This window comes from Burkholderia sp. AU17457, assembly GCF_002223255.1.
Classification (GTDB): Bacteria; Pseudomonadota; Gammaproteobacteria; order Burkholderiales; family Burkholderiaceae; genus Burkholderia; species Burkholderia sola.
Genome location: NZ_NKFB01000003.1, coordinates 278,780 through 304,371, shown reverse-complemented (window position 1 = coordinate 304,371; position 25,592 = coordinate 278,780). Strand labels below are relative to the sequence as shown.

Below are 25,592 nucleotides of genomic sequence, written 5' to 3'. Positions count from 1 at the left end.
CGAGTGCATGTCGTTGCGGCGGGCGGCGCCCGCCGCCCGCCCCGCTTACTGCCCCTGCTGCTGCAGTTTCTGCTGCTTCATCTGCTGCGTGCGCGCCTGCAGCTTCAGCACGCGTTGCAGCGCGGTGCGGTTCGCGAGGATGCCGTCGTAGAAGTTGGCGAGATCGCCCTTCAGCGCGGTCCGCGACGCGTCGTTCAGGTAGATCATGTGACCCGACGGGTAATTCTTGATCGTCAGGTTCCGCGCCTTGAGCACCGGATCGAGCGGCATCTGCGCGAGCGTCAGCTCCGTCTGGTGGAACGGCGTGACGGCGTCGAAATAGCCGTTCGCCGACAGCACCTTCAGGTCCGGGTTCACGCTCATCGTCGACGCCAGGTCGCCGGCCGTGTACAGCGTGTTGCCGCCGCCCTTGTTCGCGCCGGTCGGGTCCGTGTGGCTGAAGTCCCAGTTGTTGAAGACCTGGTCGTTCAGATCCACGAACGACGACGTCGACGTGTACTTGAGGTCGGTGTTGATGTAGCTGTTCCACAGCACCGTGTACGCGCCGCCGACGTTCGTGATCGACGGATCGTTGCTGCCCGAGTTCGGCAGGATGTACGGCGCGATGCCCTTGCCCGTGAAGTTCGCGCGACCGTCGTACTGGCCGATCTGCGTGCCCGGCACGAGCGTCAGGAAGAACGTGTACGGCGGATTGTCGTCCGACGACGGCACGTTGCCGAGCGCGGCCGGGTTGCCGAAGGTCTGGATCAGCGACGTCGGATCCGTGCCGATGTACGCGCCCATCTGCTGCGCGGTCTGCAGCTTCAGGTTCAGCCGCACGTTCACGAAGCCGCCGTCCTGCGGGTTCGGCTTCTGCGCGAGCGGCGCGAGCGTGTTGTCCGCGTAGTCGCGGGCCTGGACCATGTACGCGTCGAGATCGGTCGGCGTCGGATTGAGCGTCGTCTTCTTCCAGTAGAACGCGTCGGCCGCGAGCGTCGGGAACGTGCCCGGCGCGGACAGCGCGTTCGCATAGTCGAGAATCGACGACTGCAGCGTGATCCCGTTCAGGTCGATGCCGTCCTCGTGCAGCACCCACGACACGACCGCGCTGCGCGCGGTGCCGTACGACTCGCCGTACAGGAACTTCGGCGAATTCCAGCGCGAATACTTGGTCAGGTAGCGCTGGATGAAGCGGTCGATCGAGCGCGCATCCTGGTCGGTGCCCCAGAAGTCCTTGTTCTTCGCCGGCGCGATCGCGGTCGAGTAACCGGTGCCGACCGGGTTGATGAACACGAGGTCGGTGCGGTCGAGCAGGCTGTCCGGGTTGTCGAGCAGCTTGTACGGCGCGGGCGGCGTAAAGTTCGGGAACGACGACTGCAGGCGCTTCGGCCCGTACGAACCGAGCAGCAGGTAGACCGACGACGAGCCCGGGCCGCCGTTGTAGAAGAACGTGACCGGGCGCGGCTTCGAAGGGTCGGGATTGTCCTGCGTGTATGCGACGTAGAACATCTTCGCGTTCGGCGCCGACGTGACCGGATCGATCGTCGTCAGGTGGCCCGTGGTGGCCGTGTACGCGATCGTCTTGCCGCCGATCGTGACCTGGCGGTGCACGACCGCCGCGCCTTCCGTCGAATCCGTGACGGCATCGTTCGGCCCGGTGCCGTACACGTCGGTGTCGACGTACGGCTGGTCGGCCGCGGCGGCGGCCGTTGCGTCGGTGGCGGCCGACGTGCCGCCGCTGGACGTCGCGGCCGCGGTGGCCGCGGACGCGCTCGGGCTCGGCCCGTCGTCGCCGCCACACCCCGTGACGAGCAGCGCCGCGGCCGCCGCGGCGGCGAGCGGTACGCTCAGGGTCGTTCCGAATAGCGCGAAACCGTCTTTCAAGGACTTCCGTGTCGTCATTATTGCCTCTCGAACAGAACGATAAATACCGCCGATCGCAAAGGATCATTTGCGCCGGCGCTCCGCACCGGGAATGCATTCGTTATGCGACGCATTCCGAGTTTTTTACCGGATCGGCAAATACCGATCGGCACGATTTACCCCACCCATGTTTTTTTGCAACCGCACAATGACGTCAATTCCATTGACAACGACAATTCAACGATCCGCGGCAATACGGATTGATTCCGTGGATTTGCCGGCACAACAAAAGCGACGGACCAAAGAATGCCGCGCAAAGCCCGCCCGGCAACGCGTCTTCACTTCGAACAGACGAACGATCCCCGTCGGCGAGATACCGATTAATCGCGAAACGGCGATCAATCGCGACTCGAGCCGATTAAATAAAATCGAAAGGATCGATTAACTAAATGGAAAGGAATATTCTCGTAACCGGATTTATTAAATTAAGTGAAAATACCGGCGCATAATAGGTTCCGGATTTATCGCCGTAAAGTAAGAATTTGTTACAGCGCTCGCCATTCGGATAAAAGACAGTCCGGGACCGATTCCAGAGACGCACATTAAAAAAGCCGGACGGCTGTCCGGCTTGCGGGAGGGACGTGACGGGCGCCGTCAGAGCGGCACGTCGATCGTGCCGACGCCGACGGAAATCGCGTTCGCGCCCGGCGCGGCCGAGATCGGCGGCAGGTTCGCGCTCGTCAGCGCGGGCGCGGCGCCCGGCGTGCCGCCGCGCGGCACCGTGCGGATCACCTGCGACGGCGGCAGCGGCGCGCCGTTCTTCAAGCGCTTCCACATCAGGTTCAACGCCTGCACGTTGTAGTAGTGAACCGGCACGAAGCGCGTGTCGAAGCCCGGAACCGACAGGAACGCGTCGAAGTGCTGGCCGTTCGTCACTTCGTAGAACACCAGCTGGCTGCGCCCGGCTTCGCTGATGCCGTTCTGCGCGACGTACGCGCGCGACGCGTGGTTCACGGGCACGAGCGCGTCGCTGCGGCCCTGCACGATGATCGCCGGCTTGCCGTGCAGGTTCGCGTTCACGCGCACCGCGTCGACGTTCGCGGGCATCCCGAGCATCCCGTTCGTCCACAGCTGGCGCAGGCACAGCGCGCCCGCGAAACTTGCATCGGGCGTCGCGAGCCGGTGGTCGACACCCGCGCCGTTGTTGAACACGAGATTGATGCCGGCCGTCGGCGGCACGCCGTTGCCGGCGCCGAACACGGCCGGCATCGGCGATGCGGCGGGCGCCGCGACCGCGCCCGTCGCCGCGTTCGTCGTCGCGAAGCTGAAGTTGCACAGGTTGTCGGTGACGCGCGAGCGCGTGTACGCGTTCGCATAGGTGACCGCGATCGCGGGAATCGCCTGCGAATCCCACATCGACGCCTGCAGCAGGTCGGAATCGGCCAGATAGCCGGCCGCATGGAGCTGCGCGAGCGCGTCGGCCGCCTGACTCTGCGTGTCGGCGCCCGCCACCAGCCCGGCCGCGGCGAGCGTCGCGCAGCGCTGCGTGCGGATCGACTGCGTGGTCGCGGACGGCAGCGCGCTCAGGTACGGCGCGCCGGCGAGCGACGCCGACGCGGCCGCGCACGGTTCCAGCAGGTTCGCGAGCGTCGCGTAATCGGCCAGCGGCCGGCCGAACGACGGCGCCGGCTGGCCGCCCGTGCGGACGACCGCATTCGGCGCCATCCGCACGTTGATCTGCGGCTCGCCGACCACGACCGCGGTAATCCAGCCGCGGTTGTCCTGCTCGGCCGCCGCGAGCGACGCGCCGCCGCCGTTGCTGACCGACGCGGCGATCGTCGTGATGTCGCCCGCGCGATAGCGCACGCCGTGATGCGCGCCGTCGATCAGCGGGCCGAACTGCTCGTTGAGCGCCCAGTACGCGAACTCGACCGCCTGCAGCGTCGCGCGCCCCCAGTCCTGCTCCGGATTCTGTTGCGAATGCGCGTGCTTGAACGCATAGCGGTTCGGGAAGCGGCTGTTGAACGCGGCGAGATCGCCGCTCGTCACGTTCGCGGTGAACAGGCTCGCGGTGCCGGCCAGCACCGCGTCGGCGAGCGTGCCGTCGATCAGCGTGACGGTGTCGGAGCCGAGCTCGTGCGCGCCGTTGCCGCCGCCCTTGTCGTTGTAGGCCACCGCGCAGCCGCGCTTGAGCGCCCATTCGCCGGCCGCGGAAATCGCGCCGTACACGCCGCGCGAGCCGGACGACGTCGCGGTGACGATGCACGGCTGCGCGGGATTGAAGCTGGCGGGCACCTGCACGAGCAGCGTCACGTTCTTGGTGCCGCTGCCGTCGTCGGCATACGCGAGATATTCGGTGCCGGGGATCTTGCCTTCGCCGAGCGTGTCGTTGCCGTCGAGGTCGACGTTCGGCCCCCAGAAACGGCCGTAGCCGCCGTTCGCGCTCATGTCGACGAGCGCGCGGTAGTTCGACCAGATCGCGAGGCGGCGCAATTCGGCGCTCGTCGGCCGCGACGGGTTCGCGAAGCCCGGCGCGGTCGCCGCCGCGAGGCCCGTCTTGCCGAGGCCGGCCGTCAGCAGGTCGTCGCTCGCGCCGTCGTAGGCCGTCGTGCGCACGCTGCCGGACACGAAGCCGGGCAACCGGTTGCGCTCGGCCGACTCGTCGCCGTTGCAGGCGCCGAGCATCGCGATCGCGGCCAGCGCCGCCCCACACACCACCCGCCTGCCCCACCCGAACTTCGTCATCGCCGCCCCCTCGATATCGTTATCGGTCCGCCGCCGCGCCGCGCGCGGCTGCCGGCCTCTGAAGCGCAAACGGGCCCCGGCATGCCGGGACCCGCCTGAAACGGGCGCGCGCGGCGCTCGCGCGCCGCCGCCCGGCGTTACTGCTGCTGGACCGTCAGCTTGTTCGTGACCGACGTCACGCCGCTCACGCCCTTCGCCGCCTCTTCCGCCTTGTCGATCTGAGCCTGGTCGGGCACCGTGCCCTCCAGCGTGATCGCGCCGCCCTTCGAGCGCACGACGAGGTTCGCCACGTCGATGCCGCCTGCCTTCGTAATGGCCTTGCGCACCGCGTAGCCGAGCTTGCGGTTCGCCTTCTTCGCGGTTTTCGCGGCGGCCTTCGGCGCGCTCGTCGCGGCCGCCGGCGCTTCCGTTGCCGCTGCGTCGCTCGACTGCGCATATACGCTGCCCGACAGACAGGCCGCCACGGCGGCGACGCCCAACGCTCTCAACACGATCGACTTCATGCTATCTCCTTATCACTCCGGAACGGCCGTGCACAGTACGGCCGGATACCCCCAAAAACAGCCGGCCCGCGCGCGAACGGGCGGGACAGCCGGTGTTTTCCACGGCGATACGAGAGAGGCGTCACGGGCCGGCGGCCGGCGCACGCGAAAGCGGGCCGGCCGGGCCGGGCAGCCGCCGGCCGGACGCGCCCGGTCTCATGACGTGCCGGGTCGCGCGCGAATCGGGCGCGGCTGCGTCGCACAATGTAATCCAGCGCCCGCCGAAGCGCAAAGCTTTTGACGCGACGGCGCCCGCAGCCGTCGCCGCGCAGCCGCGCGAGCCCACCCGATTCGCGCATGCGCGGCGAAACCGGGTACCATCGCCGCGAGCATCCGCGTCGTCCCGCGACGACCGTCATCGATGCGTCACGCCAGCGTCATCCGCCGATCCCATGAAGCCTGCCCGCCCCCGCCCGCCGCGCCGCATCCTCGCCCGCTTCGTCGCCGTCTCGTGGCGCGACCTCGCGCTGTCGATCGGCCCGACCGTGCTGCTCGCCGGCGCGGCCGTCTGGCTCGCGGTCAAGCTGATCCAGCCGGCGCCGCCGTCCTCGCTCGTGATCTCGGCCGGGCCGCCCGGCAGCACGTACTGGAACGCCGCGCAGAAATACAAGACGATCCTCGCGAAAAACGGCGTCACGCTCGACGTTCAATCGTCCGAAGGTTCCGCGCAGAACCTCGCGCGGTTGTCGAACCCGAACGCGCCGGTCGACGTCGGCTTCGTGCAGAGCGGCATCGGCCCGAAGGAGCGCGACGAGCATCTGGTGTCGCTCGGCAGCATCGGCTACGTGCCGCTCGCGATCATGTACCGCGGCCCGGTCGTCGCGCGCCTGTCCGACTTCAAGGGCAAGCGGCTCGCGCTCGGCGCCGAAGGCAGCGGCGCGCGCGAACTGAGCCTCGCGCTGCTGAAGATGAACGGCATCGTGCCGGGCGGCCCGACCGAGCTCCTGCCGACCGCCGGCGAGGACGCCGCGACCGCGCTGCTCGACGGCAAGATCGACGCCGCGTTCCTGTCCGGCGACTCGACGCAGATCCCGGTGATGGCGAAGCTGTTCCGCGCGCCCGGCGTGCACGTGTATTCGTTCACGCAGGCCGAGGCGTACGCGCGGCGCTTTCCGTACCTCACCGCGATCACGCTGCCGATGGGCGTCTACGATCTCGGCCGCAACCTGCCGCCCGCCGACATCCACACGGTCGCGCCGACGATCGAACTCGTCGCGCGCGACTCGCTGCATCCGGCGCTGTCCGACCTGCTGATCGAGGCCGCGCGCGAAGTGCACGGCCACGCGACGATCCTCCAGCACGCGGGCGAATTTCCGTCGTCGGTCACGCGCGGCTTCCCGCTGTCCGACGACGCCGCGCGCTACTACAAGTCGGGCAAGAGCTTCCTGTACCGGCGGCTGCCGTTCTGGGTCGCGAGCCTCGTCGACCGGCTGCTGGTCGTGGTCGTGCCGCTGATCGTCGTGCTGATCCCCGGGCTGCGGCTCGTGCCGTCGCTGTACGGCTGGCGCGTGCGCTCGCGCATCTACCGATGGTACGGCGCGCTGATCGCGCTCGAGCGCCGCGCGCTCGGCGAACATACGGCCGAGGAGCGCGTGCAGCTGCTCGACGAGCTCGACGACATCGAGGAAGCCGTGAACCGGATGAAGATGCCGCTCGCGTATGCCGGGCAGTTCTACGTGCTGCGCGAGCACATCGGCTTCGTGCGCGAACGGCTCACCGCGCACGACCAGGATGCGCCGGCGGGGCCGCCCGGCGCCGGCAACCCGCCGGCGCGCGCGGAAACCGGCCCGCCGCCGGCCGGCGATGGCCCCCGGGCGACTCCCGGTTCCGCGTGAGCGAACGATCCGCGATCATTGCTGCATGCGCGCGCTGCCGCGTAACATGGAGGCCGCCGCCAGGCGCCGCACGCCCCACCTTCTGGAGAACGACATGACCACCGGCCTCGATACCGCCCAACCCGCCTGGTTCTTCGACTTCGTGTCGCCGTTCTCGTATCTGCTGCTCGAGCAGCACGACAAATGGCCGGACGTGCCGTTCGACCCCGTCGCCGTGTCGTTGACCGACCTCCAGCGCCACTGGGGCCAGCGCCCGACCGCCGACGTGCCGGCCAAGCGCGTGTTCACGTACCGTCACGCGCTGTTTCGCGCGGAACAGCTCGGCATCCGCTTCAAGATGCCGCCCGCGCACCCGTTCGATTCGGACAAGGTGCTGCGCCTCGCGATCGCGCTGCGCGCCGATATCGCGACGGTGCTGGAAATGTTCCGCTTCATCTGGCGCGAAGGCAACGATCCGTCGACGCCGGAAGGCTTCGCGGCACTGTGCGAACGCGTCGGCGTGAGCCACGGCGACGAGCTGATCGAGTTCGAGGAAACCGCTGCGCAGCTGGCGCGCAACACGGCCGACGCGATCGCGCTCGGCGTGTTCGGCGTGCCCACCTTCTGGATGAACCAGCAGCTGTTCTGGGGCGAGGACGCGCTGCCGATGGTGCTGTACTGCGCGCGCACGCCGAACTGGCTCGAATCGCGCGAGGTCAAGCGGATCAGCACGCTGCCGAAGGGCCGCGCGTGATGGCGTGCGTGATGGCCGGTATCACGCACGGCAACGCGCGGCTGCGGTAAGGTTACGCGTCCCCCGAATCACCCCCACCAATGGACGACGACCGTACCGCCTCGCTCGACATCTGGCTCGTGCGCGTGTTGCGCACGCTGCTGCTCGAGCGCAGCGTCACGCAGGCCGCGCTGCGGCTGAACCAGACCCAGCCCGCGATCAGCACCGCGCTGCGCAAGCTGCGCGAGACGCTGAACGACCCGATCCTCGTGCGCGGCAAATCCGGCATGGTGCCGACCGAATATGGCGCGTCGCTGCTCGAAGCCGCGTCGCGCGCGCTGCGCGAGGTCGACTTCATCGCGACGCCGCACGGCGACTTCGATCCGTCGTCCGCGCGGCGCACGTTCCGCGTCGCCGCGCCCGACTACCTGAACGATTTCTTCATGCCGACGCTGATCGAGCGCTTTCGCGACGCGGCGCCGCATGCGCATCTGGAAATCGATTCGCTGAATCCCGCGCTCGACCACGCGGGCGCGCTCGAATCGGGCGCGCTCGATCTCGTGATCGGCAACTGGCCCAAGCCCGACCCGCAGTTCGCGCGCCAGGACCTGTTCTCCGACACGATCGTGTGCCTGATGCGCGACGCGCATCCGCTCGCCCGCGAGCCGCTCACGCGCGACGCGTATGCGGCGGCCGCGCACGTCGCGCCGACGCCGTACACCGGCGACAAGCGCAACGCGATCGAGATCGGCCTGGCGCGCGCGCGCCTCACGCGGCGCATCGTGACGACGCTGCCGTACTTCGGGATCGTGCCGCAGGTGCTGCTGCAGTCGGACCTGATCTTCACGACGACGCGCCGCTTCGCGACGCACTATGCGCAACTGCTGCCGCTCGTCGTCGTCACGCCGCCCGTGCCGTTCCCGCGCATCAAGAGCTACCTGCTCACGCACCCGCAACCCGATCGGCCGACCGACATCGCGTGGCTGTGCGCGCTGATGCAGAGCGTGTCCGACGGGCTGACGGTCTCTCGCACGCGCAAGCGCTGACGCGCGACCAAGGCACGGCGCGGCTGGTCAGGCAACACGGCCGCTCAGGCCGTGCAGAAGGTTTCCTGCAGATGGGTCCAGCGCACGACGCCCGCCGCGTCGCGCGCGAACACGGCGGTCGCGCGGCGCGCCGGCAGTTCGCCCGCCGCCGCGTGCTGCGCTTCGAGATAGGTGATCACCGCATGCGCTGCATCGGCCGCGAGCACGCGCATCTCCGACAGCGTGATGCGCAGCCCCGGCTTCGCGCCGGCCAGCTTCGCGAACAGCGCGCGCATGCCGTCACGGTCGACCATGCGGCCGTCGGTCAGGATCATCGTGAAGTCGGCGGAAAACGCGGCGAGCAGCGCATCGAGCGCCGCCGGCGCGGTATCGACGCCGGACAGCCAGCGCTCGATGGCGACGAGGCTCGCATCGAGCGCGTCGAGATAGACGGAGTGATCGGACATGAGTGCGTGCACGGTGACGTGAAGCGCGGCCCGCTGCCGCGCGTTGTCGTGCAGTGTATGCAAAAACGCGCGGCCGTGCGGCGTCGGCGTTTCAGCGCGCGCAGGACACGTCGTCGCGTGCGCGACCGGCCGCGGCCGCCTTCGCCTCGGCCACCGGCATGCCCGAGCGGGCCTGCAGCAGCTCCGCGCAGACGGCCACCGCGATCGCGCCCGGCGCCTTGTCGACGATGCCCGCGACGCCGATCGGACACACCATGTCGACGAGCCGCGCCGGGTCGACGCCGCGCGCGGCGAGCCGGCGCTCGAACTTCACGCGCTTGGTGCGCGAGCCGATCATCCCGAAGTACGCGTAGTCGCGCCGCCGCATGATCTGCGCGGCGAGCGCGAAGTCGAGCGCGTGGTTGTGCGTCATCACGAGGAAGTACGCGCCGGGCGGCGCCGCGTCGACGACGGCCTCCGGCGTGTCGGTCGGCTCGGGCTGCACGTTCGGCGGACATTCGTCCGGGAACAGCTCGTCGCGCGTGTCGACCCACTGCACGACGCACGGTAGCGCGCCGAGCAGCGCGACGAGCGCGTGGCCGACGTGCCCCGCGCCGAACAGCACGACGTGCATCGGCGGCGGCGCCGCGGTCGCGCGGTTGCGCTGGCCGGTGCCCGGCGCGAACGGCTGCGGATGCGACGGCGCGTTGCCGCACGCGCCGTCGCATCCGGCGGCGGGCGCGGGCGACGCGGCACGCGGCGAACGAGCGGGGCCGTTCATGCGCGCCTCCGCCGGGCCGGGCCGCCGTGAGCGAGCAACGAACGAAGCAGGCACGAAGCGCGTTTCATCTCACCCTGCCTCGCTCGCGCTCGCCGCGCGCACCGCGCCGATCGCGCGCAGGATCGACTCGCCGGTGGCCGGCGCGTCGAGCGGCGGGTTCACCCGGTAGTCGCCGACCGCGGCCACGGCGTCGCGCACCGCGAAGAACACCGAGAACGGCAGCAGCAGCGGCGGCTCGCCGACGGCCTTCGAGCGGTGGATGCTGTCCTCGACGTTGCGGTTCCGGAACAGCCGCACGTTGAACTCGGGCGGCGTGTCGTTCACCGTCGGGATCTTGTACGTGGACGGCGCATGCGTCATCAGTTTGCCGCCTGCGTTCCACCAAAGCTCCTCGGTCGTGAGCCAGCCCATTCCCTGGATGAACGCGCCTTCGACCTGACCGATGTCGAGCGCCGGGTTCAGCGACGCGCCCACGTCGTGCAGCGCATCGACGCGCAGCGTGCGCATCTCGCCCGTCAGCGTGTCGATCACGACTTCCGACACGGCCGCGCCGTACGAGTAGTAGTAGAACGGCCGGCCCTGCAGCTTCGATTGATCCCAGTGCAGCTTCGGCGTCGCATAGAAGCCGTCGGACCACAGCTGCACGCGCGCGAGATACGCCTTCGCGACCACTTCGCCGAACGGCACGCGATGGCCGCCGACCCACACGACGTCGTTGCCGAACTTCACGTCGGCCGCATCGACCTTGCCGTCGCCGAACTGCTTCGCCGCGAACGCCGCGAGCCGCTCGCGCAACTGGCGCGCCGCATCCTGCGCGGCCTTGCCGTTCAGGTCGGAGCCCGTCGACGCGGCGGTCGCGGACGTGTTCGCGACCTTGCTCGTGTCGGTCGCGGTCACGCGGATCCGGTCGAAACGGATGCCGAGTTCGTGCGCGACGACCTGCGCGACCTTCGTGTTGAGCCCCTGGCCCATCTCCGTGCCGCCGTGGTTCACGAGCACCGAGCCGTCGGTGTAGATGTGCACCAGCGCGCCGGCCTGATTGAAGTGCGTGACGTTGAACGCGATGCCGAACTTCACCGGCGTGAGCGCGATGCCCTTCTTCAGCACCGTGTTGCGTGCGTTGAATGCGCGCACGCCCGCGCGCCGCGCGCGGTAGTCGCTCGTCGTCTCGAGTTCGCCGAGCAGCTCCTGCAGCACGTTGTCCTCGATCGTCTGCCCGTACGGCGTCACGTTGCGTTCGGTCTTGCCGTACAGGTTCGCGTAGCGGACGTCGAGCGGATCGCGGCCGAGCGATCGCGCGATGTCGTCGAGGATGTATTCGATCGCGAACGCGCCCTGCGGGCCGCCGAAGCCGCGAAACGCGGTGTTCGACTGCGTGTTGGTCTTGCCGCAGTAGCCGGCGATGTCGACGTCGCCGAGCCAGTACGCGTTGTCGAAGTGGCACACCGCGCGCGTCATCACCGGGCCCGACAGGTCGGCCGAGAAGCCGCAGCGCGACGTCATGTCGAGCGCGACGCCGTCGATGCGGCCGTCGTCGTCGTAGCCGACGTCGAAGCGGTAATGGAAGTCGTGCCGCTTGCCGGTGATCATCATGTCGTCGTCGCGGTCCGGACGCAGCTTCACCGGGCACAGCAGCTTCCATGCGGCGAGCGCCGCGCAGCACGCGAACAGGCCCGACTGCGATTCCTTGCCGCCGAAGCCGCCGCCCATCCGGCGGCATTCGACCAGCACGTTGTGCGATGCGACGCCGAGCACGTGCGCGACGAGGTGCTGCATCTCGCTCGGGTGCTGCGTCGAGCAGTACACGTGCATCCCGTCGTCGTCCTTCGGCACCGCGTACGCGATCTGCCCTTCCAGGTAGAACTGCTCCTGCCCGCCGAGCAGCATCTCGCCCGCCTCGCGATGCGGCGCGACGGCGAGCCGCGCCGCCGCGTCGCCGCGCGCGAGCTTCAGCGGCGGGATCACGTAGGTTTCGGCCTTGCGCGCTTCCTGCGCGGTCAGGATCGCGGGCAACTCCTCGTAGTCGACCTGCGCGCGGCGCGCGGCGAGCCGCGCGGTTTCATGCGACGTCGCGACGACGATGAACATCGGCTGGCCGACGAACTGCACGACGCCTTTGGCGAGCACCGGATCGTCGTGGACGATCGGGCCGCAATCGTTGACGCCCGGGATGTCGTCGGCCGTGAACACGGCGACCACGCCCGGCGTCGCGCGCACCGCGTCGAAGTTCATCGACACGATCTTCGCGTGCGGCTTCGCGGACAACCCGAGCGCCGCGTGCAGCGTGCCGGCGACGAGCGGGATGTCGTCGGTGTAGGTCGCGCGCCCGCTCACGTGCAGGTGAGCGGATTCGTGCGCGCGCGACACGTGCACTTGCGCGGCGTCGGCCTGCGGATCGAGGGTGCTGAGGAACGGTTCTGCTTGCTGGTTCATGTTCGGTGTTCTCCGTCGTCAGACGCGTGCCGCGTCGTCGGCAACTTCAGCGCCTGCTTCGGCGGCCACTTCGCGCACGTTCAGCGCCTGCGGCGGCAGCGGATCGTGCGCACGCGTCTCCAGCCAGAAGCGATACATCAGGTTCTTCGCGGTCTCGAGGCGGTACGCGCTCGTCGCGCGCATGTCGGACAGCGGCTGGTAATCGCGCTCGAGCGCCTGCATCGCGGCCTGCGCGGTGGCTTCGTGCCACTGCGCGCCGTCGAGCACGGCTTCCGTACTGGAAGCGCGCTTCGGCGTCGCGGCCATCCCGCCGAACGCGATGCGCGGCTCACGGATCGTGTCGCCGTCCGCGATGAACGCGAATGCGGCGCACACCGCGGAAATGTCGGAGTCGAAGCGCTTCGACAGCTTGTAGGTGCGGAACCGCAGCTTTTCGCGCGCACCGCTGCGGGTCGGCACCTTCAGGCCAGCGACGAATTCGTGCGGCGCCATGTCCTTCTGCTGATAGCCGGTGTACAGCGCCTCGAGGGGCAGCTCGCGCACGGTGTCGCCGCCGCGCAGCACGACGCGCGCGCCGAGCGCGATGAGGCCCGGCATCGAATCGCCGATCGGCGAGCCGTTCGCGACGTTGCCGCCGAGCGTGCCCGCGTTGCGGATCGGCAGCGACGCGAAGCGCTTCCACATCTCGGTCAGCTCCGGATAGGTGCCGGCCAGCGCCGCATAGGCCTTCTCGACCGTCACGCCCGCGCCGATCCCGATCCAGTCGTCGCCGTGCACGATCTGCTGCAGTTCGGCGATCTGGCCGACGTAGATCAGGTCGTCGAGGCGGCGCATCTGCTTGGTGACCCACAGGCCGATGTCGGTGCTGCCCGCGAGAATGCGCGCGTCGGGACGCTCGGCCTTCAGCGCGGCCAGCGCGTCGAGCGTGCGCGGCGCCGCGAAACGCGCGCCGTTGACCGCCGTGTAGTCGAACGTATCGTCGCGCTTCAGCGATGCGAGCGTGCGGGCGAGCGCGGCCGTGTCGACCGGCGCCGACGGTGCCGACGCGGCTTCGCCGGCCGCGCCGTCGGTCGCACCTTCGCCGGCCGCGTCGAACATCCGCACCGCCGCATCGACGATCGGGCGATAGCCGGTACAGCGGCACAGGTTGCCCGTCAGCGCATCGGCGATCTCGGTGCGCGTCGGCACGTCCTTCGCCTTCGCGCACGCACTGCCGCAGCCTTCGTGGCCATGCTTCTCGTACAGCGCCCACATCGACATCACGAAGCCGGGCGTGCAGAACCCGCACTGCGAACCGTGGCAATCGACCATCGCCTGCTGCACCGGGTGCAGCGAACCGTCCGGCCGGCGCAGGTCCTCGACCGTGAGCAGCGCCTTGCCGTCGAGCGTCGGCAGGAACTGGATGCATGCGTTGACGGCCTTGAACTCGACCGCGCCGGCGTCGGTCAGCTCGCCGACGACGACCGTGCACGCGCCGCAGTCGCCTTCCGCGCAGCCTTCCTTGGTGCCGGTGCAATGCGCGTCCTCGCGCAGGTATTGCAGCACGGTGCGGGTCACGTCCGCGCCGCTGACTTCGCGGATCGCGTGACGGTGGTAGAAGCGGATCGGCTCACTCATGTCTCGGTGTTTCTTCAAATGGGGGCAAGGCGGCCTGCGCGGAGCGCTCGACCGACGTTTTTCCGACAGTTTGCACGCTATCACCGTCAAATTCCGCAACCCATAGCCCATCACGCATGCGGCTCATATAACTGCCGCGATATGCGCGCCCGACCGGCCGACGCCCTTGCCGCACGGGGCGCGCCGTCCGTTCCCGGCCCGCGCGACCGTCGGCCCCTTCACGAACGGCGGGCGGTTAACTAAGCGGTACCTGCGTGAAAACCGGTTCCATGGGAAAATCCCGATTCCCTTTTCCGCCGTTTTCCGTTCGTTTCGCCATTCGTTCCGACCCCATGTCATCCGATTCCGCCACACCGCCGCGCAGCGGGTTCGCGGTCACGCTGCAAATCGTGTCCGTCGTCTGCTTCACGTTCATCTGCTACCTGACCATCGGCCTGCCGCTCGCGGTGCTGCCGGGCTTCGTCCACGACGACCTCGGCTTTTCCGCGATCGTCGCGGGCGGCGCGATCAGCGTCCAGTATTTCGCGACGCTCGCGTCGCGCCCGCTCGCCGGCCGCCTCGCCGATACGCTCGGGCCGAAGCAGACGGTGCTGCGCGGGCTGGTCGGCTGCGGCGTGTCGGGCGTGCTGCTGCTCGTCGCGCTGCTGCTCGCGCACTGGCCGGTCGCGAGCCTCGCGCTGCTCGTCGCGAGCCGGCTCGTGCTCGGCGTCGGCGAAAGCCTGTGCGGCACCGGTGCGATCCTGTGGGGCATCGGCCGGGTCGGCGTCGCGCACAACGCGAAGGTGATCTCGTGGAACGGCATCGCGACCTACGGCGCGCTCGCGCTCGGCGCGCCGGTCGGCGTCGCGATCGCGCACACGCTGAATCCGGCGCTGATCGGCGTGATCGTGATCGCGCTCGCCGCGCTCGGCTTCTACCTCGCCCGCCTGATCGCACCGGTGCCGCTCGTGCACGGCGAACGGATGTCGTATGCGAGTGTGTTCACGCGCGTGCTGCCGCACGGCCTCGGCCTCGCGCTCGGTTCGGCCGGCTTCGGCTCGATCGCCACGTTCGTCACGCTGTACTACGCGGCGCGCCACTGGCCGAACGCCGCGCTGTCGCTGACCGTGTTCGGCACGCTGTTCATCGGCGCGCGCCTGCTGTTCGCGAACACGATCAAGACCTACGGCGGGTTCCGCGTCGCGATCGTGTCGTTCGCGTTCGAATCCGCGGGCCTGCTGCTGCTGTGGCTCGCGCCGGTGCCGCACGTCGCGCTGGTCGGCGCCGCGCTGACGGGCTTCGGCTTCGCGCTGATCTTCCCGGCGCTCGGCGTCGAGGCCGTCGCGCTCGTGCCGCCCGCGAGCCGCGGCGCAGCGCTGTCCGCGTATTCGGTGTTCCTCGACCTGTCGCTCGGCATCACGGGCCCGCTCGCCGGCTATGTCGCGGGCGCGTTCGGCTATCCGCAGGTGTTCCTGTTCGCGGCGGTGGCCGCGGCCGCGGGTGTCGCGCTGTCGATGGTGCTGTACCAGCGGCAGGCGCGCATGGCGGGGAGCGGCGCGGCGGCGTGAGCTGGGTGACGCGCGTTGCGCACCGGTCACGCGAAACGTGGGTCAACGCAGCAATACGTTGAAATCCCGCAATACGCGGGCCGCATCGGGATGACGCCAGCGTAGGCGCTCGCGCAATCATCATCCCCTCCCGTTACGACCGGAATGATCGAGCGCAGCGCCGAATCGAAACCAAGTCAACCGCGTCAACTTAATCGACCGTTCACCGGGTTTCTCGATCGCGGCTTCGCGCAACCGCGAACTTCATCAGGCCGTGCGCAGAAACAACCGTCGCGTGAGGTCGAACGCGACGAGATTGCCGGCCACCACCAGCAGCAGCCCGATCACCGCGAGCGGCGACCACTGGTAGCCCTCGAACACCGTCGACACGGCCAGCGCGACGATCGGGAACAGCACCGTGCAGTATGCGGCGCGCTCCGGCCCGATCCGGCCGACGAGCGTCAGGTACGCGGTGAAGCCGATCACCGAGCCCGGCACGGCGAGGTACACGAGCGCGCCGAGATAGCGGGGGCTCATGTCGAGCGTGAACGGCATCCCGGCCACCGCGCCGCCGACGGTCAGGATCGCCGCGCCGATCAGCATCGCCCAGCCGTTGGTCGCGAGCGGGTGCAGCCCCATCGACTGCATCCGGCTCGACAGCAGGTTGCCCGCCGAGAAGCACATCGTGCCGGCGAACGCGATCGCGAGCCCCGTCCACGTCGCGTGGTCGTCGAGATGGCCGGCCATCTGCTGCCAGAACAGGCACGCGATGCCGGTCAGGCCGAGCAGCGCGCCGGCGATCGCCGACGGCCGCAGCGGGCGGCCCATGAACAGCCGGCCGTTGATCGAGTTCAGCAGCGGCGCGGTCGAGAAGATCACCGCGACGAGCCCGCTGGGCACGACCTGCTCCGCATAGTAAAAACACAGGAAATTCAGGCAGAACAGCGCGAAGCCCTGCGCGACGAGGAAGCGCCACGCTTCGCGCGGCGGGCGCACCGGGCGGCGCATCGTGCGCAGCAGCGCGAACAGCACGGCGGCCGCGAGCCAGAAGCGCCACGCGATCGACACGGGCGGCGGCACCGAGCCGAGCTGCCACTTGATCGCGATCCAGGTGGTGCCCCAGATCAGCACGGTGACGAAATAAAGCGACAGGTTCATGGCGGCGTTCCGGAAAATCGATGAATCGGGATCCCGACTATGCCGTCGCGCCGCGCGCGCCGATTGTCCGGAATTGCGGTCTTTTTCGGGACGCCGCACGCGGCGCCGCGCGCCCGCTTATACTCGGCGCATCATGAGTCTCTCCCTCTGCGCCCCGCCCGTCGACCGCGCCGCCGCCCTGGCCGGCGGCGATCTGCCGTTCGGCCTGCAGTCGGTCTGCCGCACGCTCGCCGACGCGAACGCGACGCTCGAGCGCTTCGCGTGGCTCGGCGACCACCTCGCGATCGCCGAATGGACGCGGATCACCGACGAAAGCGAGACGGTCTACGAGCAGCCCGGCCACCACACGCTGTCGTGCTACCTCGACGGCGGCTACCGGACCGAGCGCCAGCGCGTGCCGCGCTACGGCGCGCCGAGCCTGCTGTGCGCGTTGCCGGGCGACCATGAATCGCGCTGGTGGGTGCGCGGCGAAATGCATTTCATCCACCTGTATTTCCTGCCCGAGCACTTCACGCAGCGCGCGATCCGCGAGCTCGACCGCGAGCCGCGCGAGCTGAAGCTCGCCGACCGCACCTATTTCGAGGATGCGCGCGTCGCCGCGCTGCTGCGCTCGCTCGCGCTCGACGGCTGGGACAATGCCGACGATCGGCTGCGCGTGAACGAGACCGCGCACGACGTGCTGAGCCTGCTGCTGCGCGGGCAGAGCGCGACGCGCACCGACACGTCGTTCCGCGGCGGGCTCGCGCCGGCCGTGCGCCGCCGCGTGCGCGACTACATCGACACGTATCTCACGCAGCCGCTGACGCTCGGCGAACTCGCCGAGGTGGCCGCGCTGTCCGAATACCATTTCTCGCGGATGTTCCGGCTGTCGTTCGGCCGCGCGCCGCACGCGTGGGTGGCCGAGCAACGGCTCGCCCGGGCCCGAGAGCTGCTGCGCACGACGGCGTTGCCGCTCGCGCAGATCGCGGCCGACTGCGGCTACGCGAACGCCGGCCACTTCAGCCATCGCTTTCGCGACGCGCACGGCACGACGCCGAATACATACCGGCGCGCGATGCAGGGCCGCTGAGCGCGGCCCGTTTCCTCGCTGCTTACGCGCCGCGCCGCGACAGTTCCTGTTCGAGCGCCGCGACGCCGGCCGGCAGGTCGACCGGCACTTTCAGGTCGACCATCGTGCGGCCGAACGCATGCAGCGTGCGGAACAGGTTGTGTTCGCGGCACTGCTCGCCCATCTGCCCGATCCGCACGATCGGCAAGCCGAACGAGCCCGAGATCTCGACCTGGTACTGCTTCGAGATATGACCGCAGACCATCCCGGGCGTGAGCCCCTCCGGCGTCTCGATCCCGACCACCGAATTGAGCCGGCAGTCCTTCGGCGCATAGAGCTTGAGCCCCATCGATTCGACGCCAGCCTGCAGCGCCAGCGAGCAGCGCAGGTGGCGCGCGAAGCGGCTTTCGAGCGTCTCCGCGCAGACGAGCCGCAGCGCCTCGTGCAGTGCGAGCACGCCCGACACGGGCGCCGTGTAGTGATAGCCGGCGTTGTGCCAGAAGTTCTCCGCGAGCGCCATGTCGAGGCACCAGTGCGCGTTCGGCTCGGGGCGATGCTTCATGCGGTCCCACGCGGCATCGGAGAACGCGATCAGCGACACGCCCGGGATCGACGACAGCCCCTTCTGGCCGCCGGTGATCACCGCGTCGATGCCCCACGCATCCATCTCGAGCGGCATCGTCGACAGCGTGCACACCGCGTCGACGACCACCAGCGCGCCGGCCGCCTTCGCGAGCGCGGCGATGTCGCGCAGGTCGCGGTTCCACACGGTATTCGACGTCTCGCCCTGCACGATCGTGACGATCTCGGGCCGCTCGCGCGCGATCGCGTCGGCGATCTCGTCGAGGCTCGCGACCGCGCGGTCGGCCACTTCGAGCGTCGCGACGTCGGCGCCGACGCGCGTGGCCATCTCGGCCATCCGCGCGCTGAAGAAGCCGTTGCGGATCGACAGCACGCGCGTGCCGCGCCATGCGAGGTTCGAGATCGCCATTTCCATCGCGGCGGAGCCCGGACCCGCGACGCCGAGCACCCACTTCGTGCGGGTCTGGAACACGTAGCGCGCCATCTCCTTCACCTGCTCGATGATCTTCGCCATCGTCGCGCCGAGGTGGTTGATCACGATCGTGTTCGCCTTGGCCACCGCGGCCGGGATCGGAACCGGGCCGGCTCCCATCATCAGCAGCGGTTCTTCGGGCAGGATCGCGTCGAGCGGCACGACGACGGGACAGGGAATCGGCGAATAATCGATGGACATGGCTGGAAAAGGATCAGGAAAGGAAGGGCCCGGCCGCCCGCGGCACGGCGCCCGCGGCACGGCGCGGCCAACTGATCGATCATTCCGTGTTCCGCCGCCTCGCGCAAGAGGCACGCACGTCCGGACAGCACGACGGTGGCCCGGTCGCCGGACCGGGCCAGCCGGCCGCGCACTGCGCGCACGATGGCAGGCCGGATTGAAAAGGGATTGCCCGCCGGCCGCGAAACGGTTCCACTCGGGTTCCGAACGCCCGATTTTCTCCTCCAATATCGAGATGATTCGGTCGAAAACGGCGGTTCAGCCTCATTCGCGGGCCGAACGAAATGGACCGGCCACCTGATACAAATCGCGGAACGAATGCGATACACAAAATCCGAACGTGGAAAAAACATCCACTATTGCAGCATGTATTGGGGAACGACGCCGAAACCGCTCCGCCTCCGTCTGCTCTAATTTTTCACAACACTTTGATTTAAATAGAAAATTTTCGCATCGTCGTTGCACACTCCAATACCCCGCCGGTTTTTCCGGCGCGTCCTTGCTGCATTGCAGCGTTAAACCGGTACTCGCGATTTCGATTTTACGCAAGCCGCCCGTTTTCTCAGGTTGACGGATATCTGCTCTGTATTGAACAATCGTCTGCGGAATCGAAAATTCTATTTTCGAGACGAGGGAGAGCTGGGGCCGCGCAATGCGCTTTCGACGTTGTGCGGCGATAAATCACAACCAAAATCAATCAACCGGGCCAGAAATACGCAAGCCATGAACCAGATTCAGACCATGCGTGTATTCGTCTGCGTCGCCGAGCAGCAAAGCTTCCGGCGCGCGGCGCACCATCTCGGCGTGTCCAATGCGCTCGTCACGCGTTCGATCGCGATGCTCGAGGGCCACCTGAACACACGGCTGATCCATCGCACCACGCGCAACCTGTCGCTTACCGAGGCCGGCGTGCGCTACCTCGACGGTTGCCGTGCGTTGCTCGAGGAATTCGACCACCTCGAATCGTCCGTCGCGCATGCCGTGCGCGAACCGGCCGGCACGCTGCGCGTCGTGGCGTCGGGGCTGCTGTCGCCGCTCGCGCTGACGCCGCTCGTCAGCAGCTTCCGGCACCGCTACCCGGAGCTGCGCGTGCAGCTGACCGTCGCCGAAGGGCCGCTCGACGTGCTCGATTCGGGCTACGACGTCGGCATCGTCACGGGCACCCGGCTCGACGGCAACCCGTCGCTGATCGGCCATGCGCTCGCGCCGAACCCGTTCGTCGCGTGCGCGGCGCCGGCCTATCTCGACCGCCGCGGCGAGCCGCGCGTGCCCGACGATCTGCCGGGCCACGACTGGGTCACGCTCGCCCCGCACCAGCACGCGCCGACGTGGCAACTCGTCGGTCACGACGGCGTCGCCCATACGGTCACGGTGCGCCCGGCCTGCACGGTCAATCAGCTCGCGCTCGTGCAGGCGGCGGCCGTGGCCGGCGCCGGCATCGCGGTGCTGCCCGAGCCGTGCGTGGCCGACGCGCTCAACCACGGCACGCTCGTGCGGCTGATGGCCGGCTACCGGATCGACGATCCCGACGCGCAATTGTCGCTCGTCTATCCGAACCGCCAGTACGTGCCGGCCCGTACGCGCAGCTTCGTCGAGCACGCGCTCGAGCACTTCGGCGCGCCGTCCGCCCGCGGGCAGACGGACTACGACTTCCTGCGGCCGGTGCGCGGCCCCGAACGCTCCGACATCGTCACGGGCCTGCAGTAAACTGCGCGCGTCAGCCATCGGAGGTGCAGCGTGCGCGTGATCCTGTTCAGCAGCCGGCAGTACGACGACGATTCGTTCACAGCCGCCAACCGGCAGTTCGGCTATCGGCTGCACTTCCAGCCGTCGCACCTCGACGCGGAAACGGCGATCCTCGCGCACGGCTATGACGTCGTCTGCCCGTTCGTCAACGACACCGTCGACGCAGCCGTGCTCGAACGGCTCGCCGACGGCGGCACGCGGCTGATCGCGCTGCGCTCGGCGGGCTTCAACCACGTCGACCTCGCCGCCGCCGAACGGCTCGGCATCACGGTCGTGCGCGTGCCCGCGTATTCGCCGCACGCGGTGGCCGAGCACGCGGTCGCGCTGATTCTCGCGCTCAACCGCCGCCTGCCGCGCGCGGTCGCCCGTACGCGAGAAGGCGATTTCTCGCTGAACGGCCTGCTCGGCTTCGACCTGCACGGCAAGACCGTCGGCGTGATCGGCACCGGCATCATCGGCAGCGTGTTCGCGAAGATCATGATGGGCTTCGGGATGCACGTGCTCGCGCACTCGGTACCGCCGTACGACGACGAGCTGATCGCGTTCGGCGCGCGCTACGTCGAGCTCGACGAATTGCTGCATCACGCCGACATCGTGAGCCTGCATTGCCCGCTGCTGCCGTCGACGCACCACCTGATCAACGCGCGGACGCTCGCGCGGATGAAGCACGGCGCGATGCTGATCAACACGGGGCGCGGCGGGCTCGTCGATGCGCAGGCGCTGGTCGACGCGCTCAAGAGCGGCCAGCTCGGCCATCTCGGGCTGGACGTGTACGAGGAGGAAAGCGGGCTGTTCTTCGAGGATCACTCCGACCTGCCGCTGCAGGACGACGTGCTCGCACGCCTGCTGACGTTCCCGAACGTGATCGTCACGTCGCACCAGGCGTTCTTCACGCGCGAGGCGCTGGCCGAGATCGCGCACACGACGCTGCTGAACATCGAGGCGTGGCATGCGCGGGCGCCGCAGAACGTCGTGGTGGCAAATCGCTGAAAAACCGCACATTTGAGGGGTCGCGGCGCATCCGCAATCGTTTGCTCGCGCATCCCGCCGCGCACTGCACCCATCATCGTCAACAATTCAGCGCATTGTTTCGGTTGAGGTAACGTTTCGAGCGCGTCGTCTGCTATCGTTGCGCCGACGTCCTTCCCTGCCTTTGCCGCTCATGCGTTTCGACGACTCCGACATCGCTGCTGTCTACCGCGCCATCTTCGAACGGCGCGACATGCGTCACTTCACGCCGGCGCCCGTCGATCCGGCCGTGCTCGCGCGGCTGCTGCGCGCGGCGCACCACGCGCCGAGCGTGGGCTTCATGCAGCCGTGGCGCTTCATCCGCATCACCGATCCCGCATTGCGCACCGCCATTCACGCGCTGGTCGAGGCCGAGCGCCGCGCGACCGCCGACGCGCTCGGCGAGCGCCAGGACGAATTCATGCGGTTGAAGGTCGAGGGCGTACGCGAATGCGGCGAGTTGCTGGTCGTCGCGCTCGCCGACGGCCGCGAGCGCCACGTGTTCGGCCGCCGCACGCTGCCGGAGATGGATCTGGCATCCGCCGCGTGCGCGATCCAGAACATGTGGCTCGCGGCGCGCGCCGAAGGGCTCGGGATGGGCTGGGTGTCGTTGTTCGACGTCGATGCGCTGCGCACGCTGCTGCGGATGCCCGACGGCGCGAAGCCGATCGCCGTGCTCTGCATCGGGCACGTCGATGCGTTCTATGCGAAGCCGATGCTCGAAGCAGAACGCTGGGCCGCGCGGATGCCGATCGAAGCGTGCCTGTTCGAGAACGGCTGGGATGATCCGGCGGCGATCGACGGGGCCGGATCCGCGGCGTCGCGAGACGATACCGAAACGTCGGACGCGCTGCTCGACGGGGCTGCGGAGCCCACCGTCTGACCCGGTTCGGCCGGCTCCTCGCCTACAGTCGAGCCACCGCCAATCTCACAGTGTGAGCACACCGCCGGCCGCCCGTCGCACGCCGGCAACACGTATTTTGGCGCCCAGCATCAGGGTTTTCACTGAAGTAGAATCGCGGCTGACTCTCGCCTCACCGACCGCCCGTCCCGCGCATCCCGCGCCCGGCTCGAGCGGCCTTCTTTCCCGAGCCTACCGCGATGCCCCTGCCTCTTTTCGCCCTTGCCGTCGCCGCATTTGGAATCGGTACCACCGAATTCGTGATCATGGGGCTGCTGCCCGATGTCGCGCGCGACCTCGGCGTGTCGATCCCGGCCGCCGGGATGCTCGTGTCGGGCTACGCGCTCGGCGTGACGATCGGCGCGCCGATCCTCGCGATCGTCACCGCGAAGATGCCGCGCAAGCGTGCGCTGATGGGGCTGATCGGGCTGTTCATCGCCGGCAACCTGTTCTGCGCGATTGCGCCCGGCTACGCGGTGCTGATGGCCGCGCGCGTCGTCACCGCGTTCTGCCACGGCGCGTTCTTCGGCATCGGTTCGGTGGTCGCGAGCAACCTCGTCGCGCCGAACCGCCGCGCACAGGCGATCGCGCTGATGTTCACCGGCCTCACGCTCGCGAACGTGCTCGGCGTGCCGCTCGGCACCGCGCTCGGCCAGGCGTTCGGCTGGCGCGCGACATTCTGGGCCGTCACCGGCATCGGCATCGCCGCGGCCGCCGCGCTTGCGGTGTGTCTGCCGAAAAACCTCGCGATGCCGGACACCAGCATCACGCGCGAGTTCAGCGTGCTGAAGCACCCGCAGGTGCTGATGGTGCTCGGCATCAGCGTGCTCGCGTCCGCGAGCCTGTTCAGCGTGTTCACGTACATCACGCCGATCCTCGAGGACGTGACGGGCTTCTCGCCGCATCAGGTCACCTACGTGCTGCTGCTGTTCGGCCTCGGCCTGACGGTCGGCGGCACGCTCGGCGGCAGGCTCGCCGACTGGCGCCGGATGCCGTCGCTGATCGCGACGCTCGCGCTGATCGGCATTGTCCTCGCGCTGTTCGCCGGCACGATGCACCTGCCGTTCGCCGCGCTCGCGACGGTTTTCGTGTGGGGCATGCTCGCGTTCGCGATCGTGCCGCCGCTGCAGATCATGATCGTCGATCGCGCGAGCGACGCGCCGAACCTCGCGTCGACGCTGAACCAGGGCGCGTTCAACCTCGGCAACGCGACCGGCGCATGGCTCGGCGGGATGGCGATCGGCTCCGGCGTGTCGCTCGTGAGCCTGCCGTGGGTCGGCGTCGCGATGGCCGTCGCGGCGCTCGCGCTCACGCTGTGGTCGGCGTCGCTCGAACGCCGGCCGATGGCCGTACCGACCGAATACGTGTAACGCAACCCTGCGGCAATCGTTGCGTCCGCAACTCCTATAGGGCCTGTTCACGCCAATAACGGGCTTGCGAACGTGCGTTGCCGGCTGCAGTGCAAGAAGCAAGGAGCGCCGTTTGGCCGAGCCAAACAAGCGACGCGCGACGCCGCAATGCGGCCGGCAACGCACGTTCCCCTGATTGAAAAAATCCTTTGTGGGGCTGGCCCGTTATTAGCGTGAACAGGCCCCAGACGTGACGGCGTTCATGGACCTTTCAAGGGCCGCGGTGTAGCATCGCGGCCGATGAAAGCCATTCTCAATCGCGATTTCCTCGCGCTGATCCTGAGTGTCGCGGTCGTCGGCCTCGGCACCGGCGCCACGCTGCCCCTCACCGCACTTGCCCTGACCGAAGCCGGGCACGGCACCAATGTCGTCGGCATGCTGACCGCCGCGCAGGCCCTCGGCGGCCTCGCGATCGTCCCGTTCGTCACCGCGCTCGCGCGGCATATCGGCGCGCGCCGCGCGATCGTCGTGGCGGTCGTGCTGCTCGCGGCCGCCACCGCGCTGATGCAGTTCATGTCGAACCTGATCCTGTGGGGCGTGCTGCGCGTGCTGTGCGGCGCCGCGCTGATGCTGCTGTTCACGATCGGCGAGGCATGGGTCAACCAGCTCGCCGACGATTCGACGCGCGGCCGCGTCGTCGCGATCTACGCGACCAATTTCACGCTGTTCCAGATGGCCGGCCCCGTGCTCGTCAGCCAGATCGCCGGCGCGACGAGCATCCGCTTCGCGCTGTGCGGCGCGCTGTTCCTGCTCGCGCTGCCGACGCTCGCGACGATCCGCCGTGCGCCGCTCGCCGGCGACGACGCACATCACGAAGCGCACGGCCGCTGGCTCGACGTGCTGCCGCGCATGCCCGCGTTGATCATCGGCACCGGCTTCTTCGCGCTGTTCGACACGCTCGCGCTGTCGCTGCTGCCGCTCTATGCGATGGATCACGGCGTCGCGAGCGCGACCGCCGTGCTGCTCGCGTCGATCATGCTGTTCGGCGATACCGCGATGCAGTTCCCGATCGGCTGGCTCGCGGACAAGCTCGGCCGCGAACGCGTGCACCTCGGCGCGGGCTGGATCGTGCTGGCCGGCCTGCCGCTGCTGCCGTTCGTGATCGCGAATCCGTGGCTGTGCTGGCCGCTGCTGTTCGTGCTCGGCGCGGCGGCCGGCAGCATTTATACGCTGTCGCTCGTCGCCTGCGGCGAGCGTTTCCGCGGTGCGACGCTCGTCACCGCGAGCTCGCTCGTGTCGGCGTCGTGGAGCGCGGCGAGCTTCGGCGGCCCGCTGGTGGCCGGCGCGTTGATGGAGCAACTGGGCAGCAATGCGCTGGTCGGCGTGCTGGCGGCCTGCGTCGCCGCGTTCGTCGCGGCCGCGTTGTGGGAACGACGCGCGGCGGTGCAGCGCGCGGTCTGATGACGATTGGCGTTGGCGTTGGCGTTGGCGTTGGCGTTGGCGTTGGCGTTGGCGCGCAGCATCATGCACCGGTGCGCATCGGCCCGCTCGTGCCCGTCCCGCGGTCAACGAAAACGGCCCGCG

Annotated in this window: 19 protein-coding genes; 10 read left to right on the top strand and 9 right to left on the bottom strand. The window is 68.9% G+C overall.

All coding sequences use genetic code 11. The annotated features are described in order from the left end of the window. Positions 1-45 precede the first annotated feature (45 nt). The 3 genes from CFB49_RS03765 to CFB49_RS03750 all read right to left on the bottom strand — a co-directional run bounded on the left by CFB49_RS03765 (position 46) and on the right by CFB49_RS03750 (position 5,090). On the bottom strand, positions 46-1,881 hold the full coding sequence (locus CFB49_RS03765) for a S10 family peptidase (RefSeq protein WP_089490715.1): 1,836 nt from the start codon (positions 1,879-1,881) through the stop codon (positions 46-48). A gap of 615 nt (positions 1,882-2,496) precedes the next feature. Next, a complete protein-coding gene (locus CFB49_RS03755) occupies positions 2,497-4,587 on the bottom strand; it encodes a D-(-)-3-hydroxybutyrate oligomer hydrolase (RefSeq protein WP_089490714.1) in 2,091 nt (696 codons plus the stop codon). A gap of 137 nt (positions 4,588-4,724) precedes the next feature. Then, on the bottom strand, positions 4,725-5,090 hold the full coding sequence (locus tag CFB49_RS03750) for a BON domain-containing protein (protein ID WP_050011705.1): 366 nt from the start codon (positions 5,088-5,090) through the stop codon (positions 4,725-4,727). 431 nt (positions 5,091-5,521) lie between these two features. Here CFB49_RS03750 and CFB49_RS03745 point away from each other — a divergent pair, with 431 nt between their 5' ends. The 3 genes from CFB49_RS03745 (at position 5,522) to CFB49_RS03735 (ending at position 8,722) form a co-directional block, all read left to right on the top strand. Then, positions 5,522-6,964, top strand: coding sequence for a TAXI family TRAP transporter solute-binding subunit (locus CFB49_RS03745; protein ID WP_069616634.1), 1,443 nt, complete (start codon positions 5,522-5,524; stop codon positions 6,962-6,964). A 94-nt stretch (positions 6,965-7,058) separates the two neighbouring features. Continuing rightward, entirely contained in the window at positions 7,059-7,697 is a 639-nt protein-coding gene (locus tag CFB49_RS03740) for a 2-hydroxychromene-2-carboxylate isomerase (RefSeq protein WP_069616635.1), read from the top strand. 80 nt (positions 7,698-7,777) lie between these two features. Further along, complete coding sequence (locus tag CFB49_RS03735) at positions 7,778-8,722, top strand: LysR family transcriptional regulator (RefSeq protein ID WP_089490713.1); 945 nt, start codon at positions 7,778-7,780, stop codon at positions 8,720-8,722. A gap of 44 nt (positions 8,723-8,766) precedes the next feature. Here the strand turns inward: CFB49_RS03735 and CFB49_RS03730 are convergent, their stop codons facing one another. From CFB49_RS03730 to xdhA, 4 genes are all read right to left on the bottom strand, one after another. Continuing rightward, on the bottom strand, positions 8,767-9,168 hold the full coding sequence (locus CFB49_RS03730; protein ID WP_089434609.1) for a nuclear transport factor 2 family protein: 402 nt from the start codon (positions 9,166-9,168) through the stop codon (positions 8,767-8,769). 91 nt (positions 9,169-9,259) lie between these two features. Then, complete coding sequence (xdhC, locus tag CFB49_RS03725) at positions 9,260-9,928, bottom strand: xanthine dehydrogenase accessory protein XdhC (RefSeq protein ID WP_089490712.1); 669 nt, start codon at positions 9,926-9,928, stop codon at positions 9,260-9,262. 69 nt (positions 9,929-9,997) lie between these two features. Beyond that, complete coding sequence (xdhB, locus tag CFB49_RS03720) at positions 9,998-12,361, bottom strand: xanthine dehydrogenase molybdopterin binding subunit (protein WP_089490711.1); 2,364 nt, start codon at positions 12,359-12,361, stop codon at positions 9,998-10,000. Between the two features lie 18 nt (positions 12,362-12,379). Then, entirely contained in the window at positions 12,380-13,978 is a 1,599-nt protein-coding gene (gene xdhA, locus CFB49_RS03715) for a xanthine dehydrogenase small subunit (RefSeq protein ID WP_089490710.1), read from the bottom strand. A 332-nt stretch (positions 13,979-14,310) separates the two neighbouring features. On the opposite strand from xdhA, the gene CFB49_RS03710 reads away from it, so the two are divergent. After that, positions 14,311-15,525 carry an MFS transporter gene (locus CFB49_RS03710; RefSeq protein ID WP_089490709.1) on the top strand — a complete coding sequence of 405 codons (1,215 nt, stop codon included), beginning with the start codon at positions 14,311-14,313 and terminating at the stop codon, positions 15,523-15,525. 246 nt (positions 15,526-15,771) lie between these two features. Here the strand turns inward: CFB49_RS03710 and CFB49_RS03705 are convergent, their stop codons facing one another. Then, positions 15,772-16,662 carry a DMT family transporter gene (locus CFB49_RS03705; RefSeq protein ID WP_089490708.1) on the bottom strand — a complete coding sequence of 297 codons (891 nt, stop codon included), beginning with the start codon at positions 16,660-16,662 and terminating at the stop codon, positions 15,772-15,774. Between the two features lie 133 nt (positions 16,663-16,795). Between CFB49_RS03705 and CFB49_RS03700 the strand changes: the two genes are divergently transcribed. After that, positions 16,796-17,731 carry an AraC family transcriptional regulator gene (locus CFB49_RS03700; protein WP_069616642.1) on the top strand — a complete coding sequence of 312 codons (936 nt, stop codon included), beginning with the start codon at positions 16,796-16,798 and terminating at the stop codon, positions 17,729-17,731. A gap of 22 nt (positions 17,732-17,753) precedes the next feature. Here the strand turns inward: CFB49_RS03700 and CFB49_RS03695 are convergent, their stop codons facing one another. Beyond that, positions 17,754-18,965 carry a pyridoxal-phosphate-dependent aminotransferase family protein gene (locus CFB49_RS03695; RefSeq protein WP_069616643.1) on the bottom strand — a complete coding sequence of 404 codons (1,212 nt, stop codon included), beginning with the start codon at positions 18,963-18,965 and terminating at the stop codon, positions 17,754-17,756. A 762-nt stretch (positions 18,966-19,727) separates the two neighbouring features. Here CFB49_RS03695 and CFB49_RS03685 point away from each other — a divergent pair. The 5 genes from CFB49_RS03685 to CFB49_RS03665 all read left to right on the top strand — a co-directional run bounded on the left by CFB49_RS03685 (position 19,728) and on the right by CFB49_RS03665 (position 25,469). Next, positions 19,728-20,711, top strand: a complete 984-nt coding sequence (locus CFB49_RS03685; protein ID WP_089434603.1) for a LysR family transcriptional regulator — start codon at positions 19,728-19,730, stop codon at positions 20,709-20,711. A 30-nt stretch (positions 20,712-20,741) separates the two neighbouring features. Continuing rightward, entirely contained in the window at positions 20,742-21,740 is a 999-nt protein-coding gene (locus CFB49_RS03680) for a 2-hydroxyacid dehydrogenase (protein WP_089490706.1), read from the top strand. A 172-nt stretch (positions 21,741-21,912) separates the two neighbouring features. Beyond that, positions 21,913-22,641 (top strand): 5,6-dimethylbenzimidazole synthase, encoded by a 729-nt coding sequence (gene bluB, locus CFB49_RS03675; protein ID WP_069616646.1) that lies wholly within the window; start codon positions 21,913-21,915, stop codon positions 22,639-22,641. Positions 22,642-22,859: 218 nt separating this feature from the next. Further along, positions 22,860-24,029, top strand: coding sequence for an MFS transporter (locus CFB49_RS03670; RefSeq protein WP_089490705.1), 1,170 nt, complete (start codon positions 22,860-22,862; stop codon positions 24,027-24,029). A gap of 279 nt (positions 24,030-24,308) precedes the next feature. Next, entirely contained in the window at positions 24,309-25,469 is a 1,161-nt protein-coding gene (locus CFB49_RS03665; protein ID WP_089490704.1) for an MFS transporter, read from the top strand. The last annotated feature ends 123 nt before the right edge of the window (positions 25,470-25,592 follow it).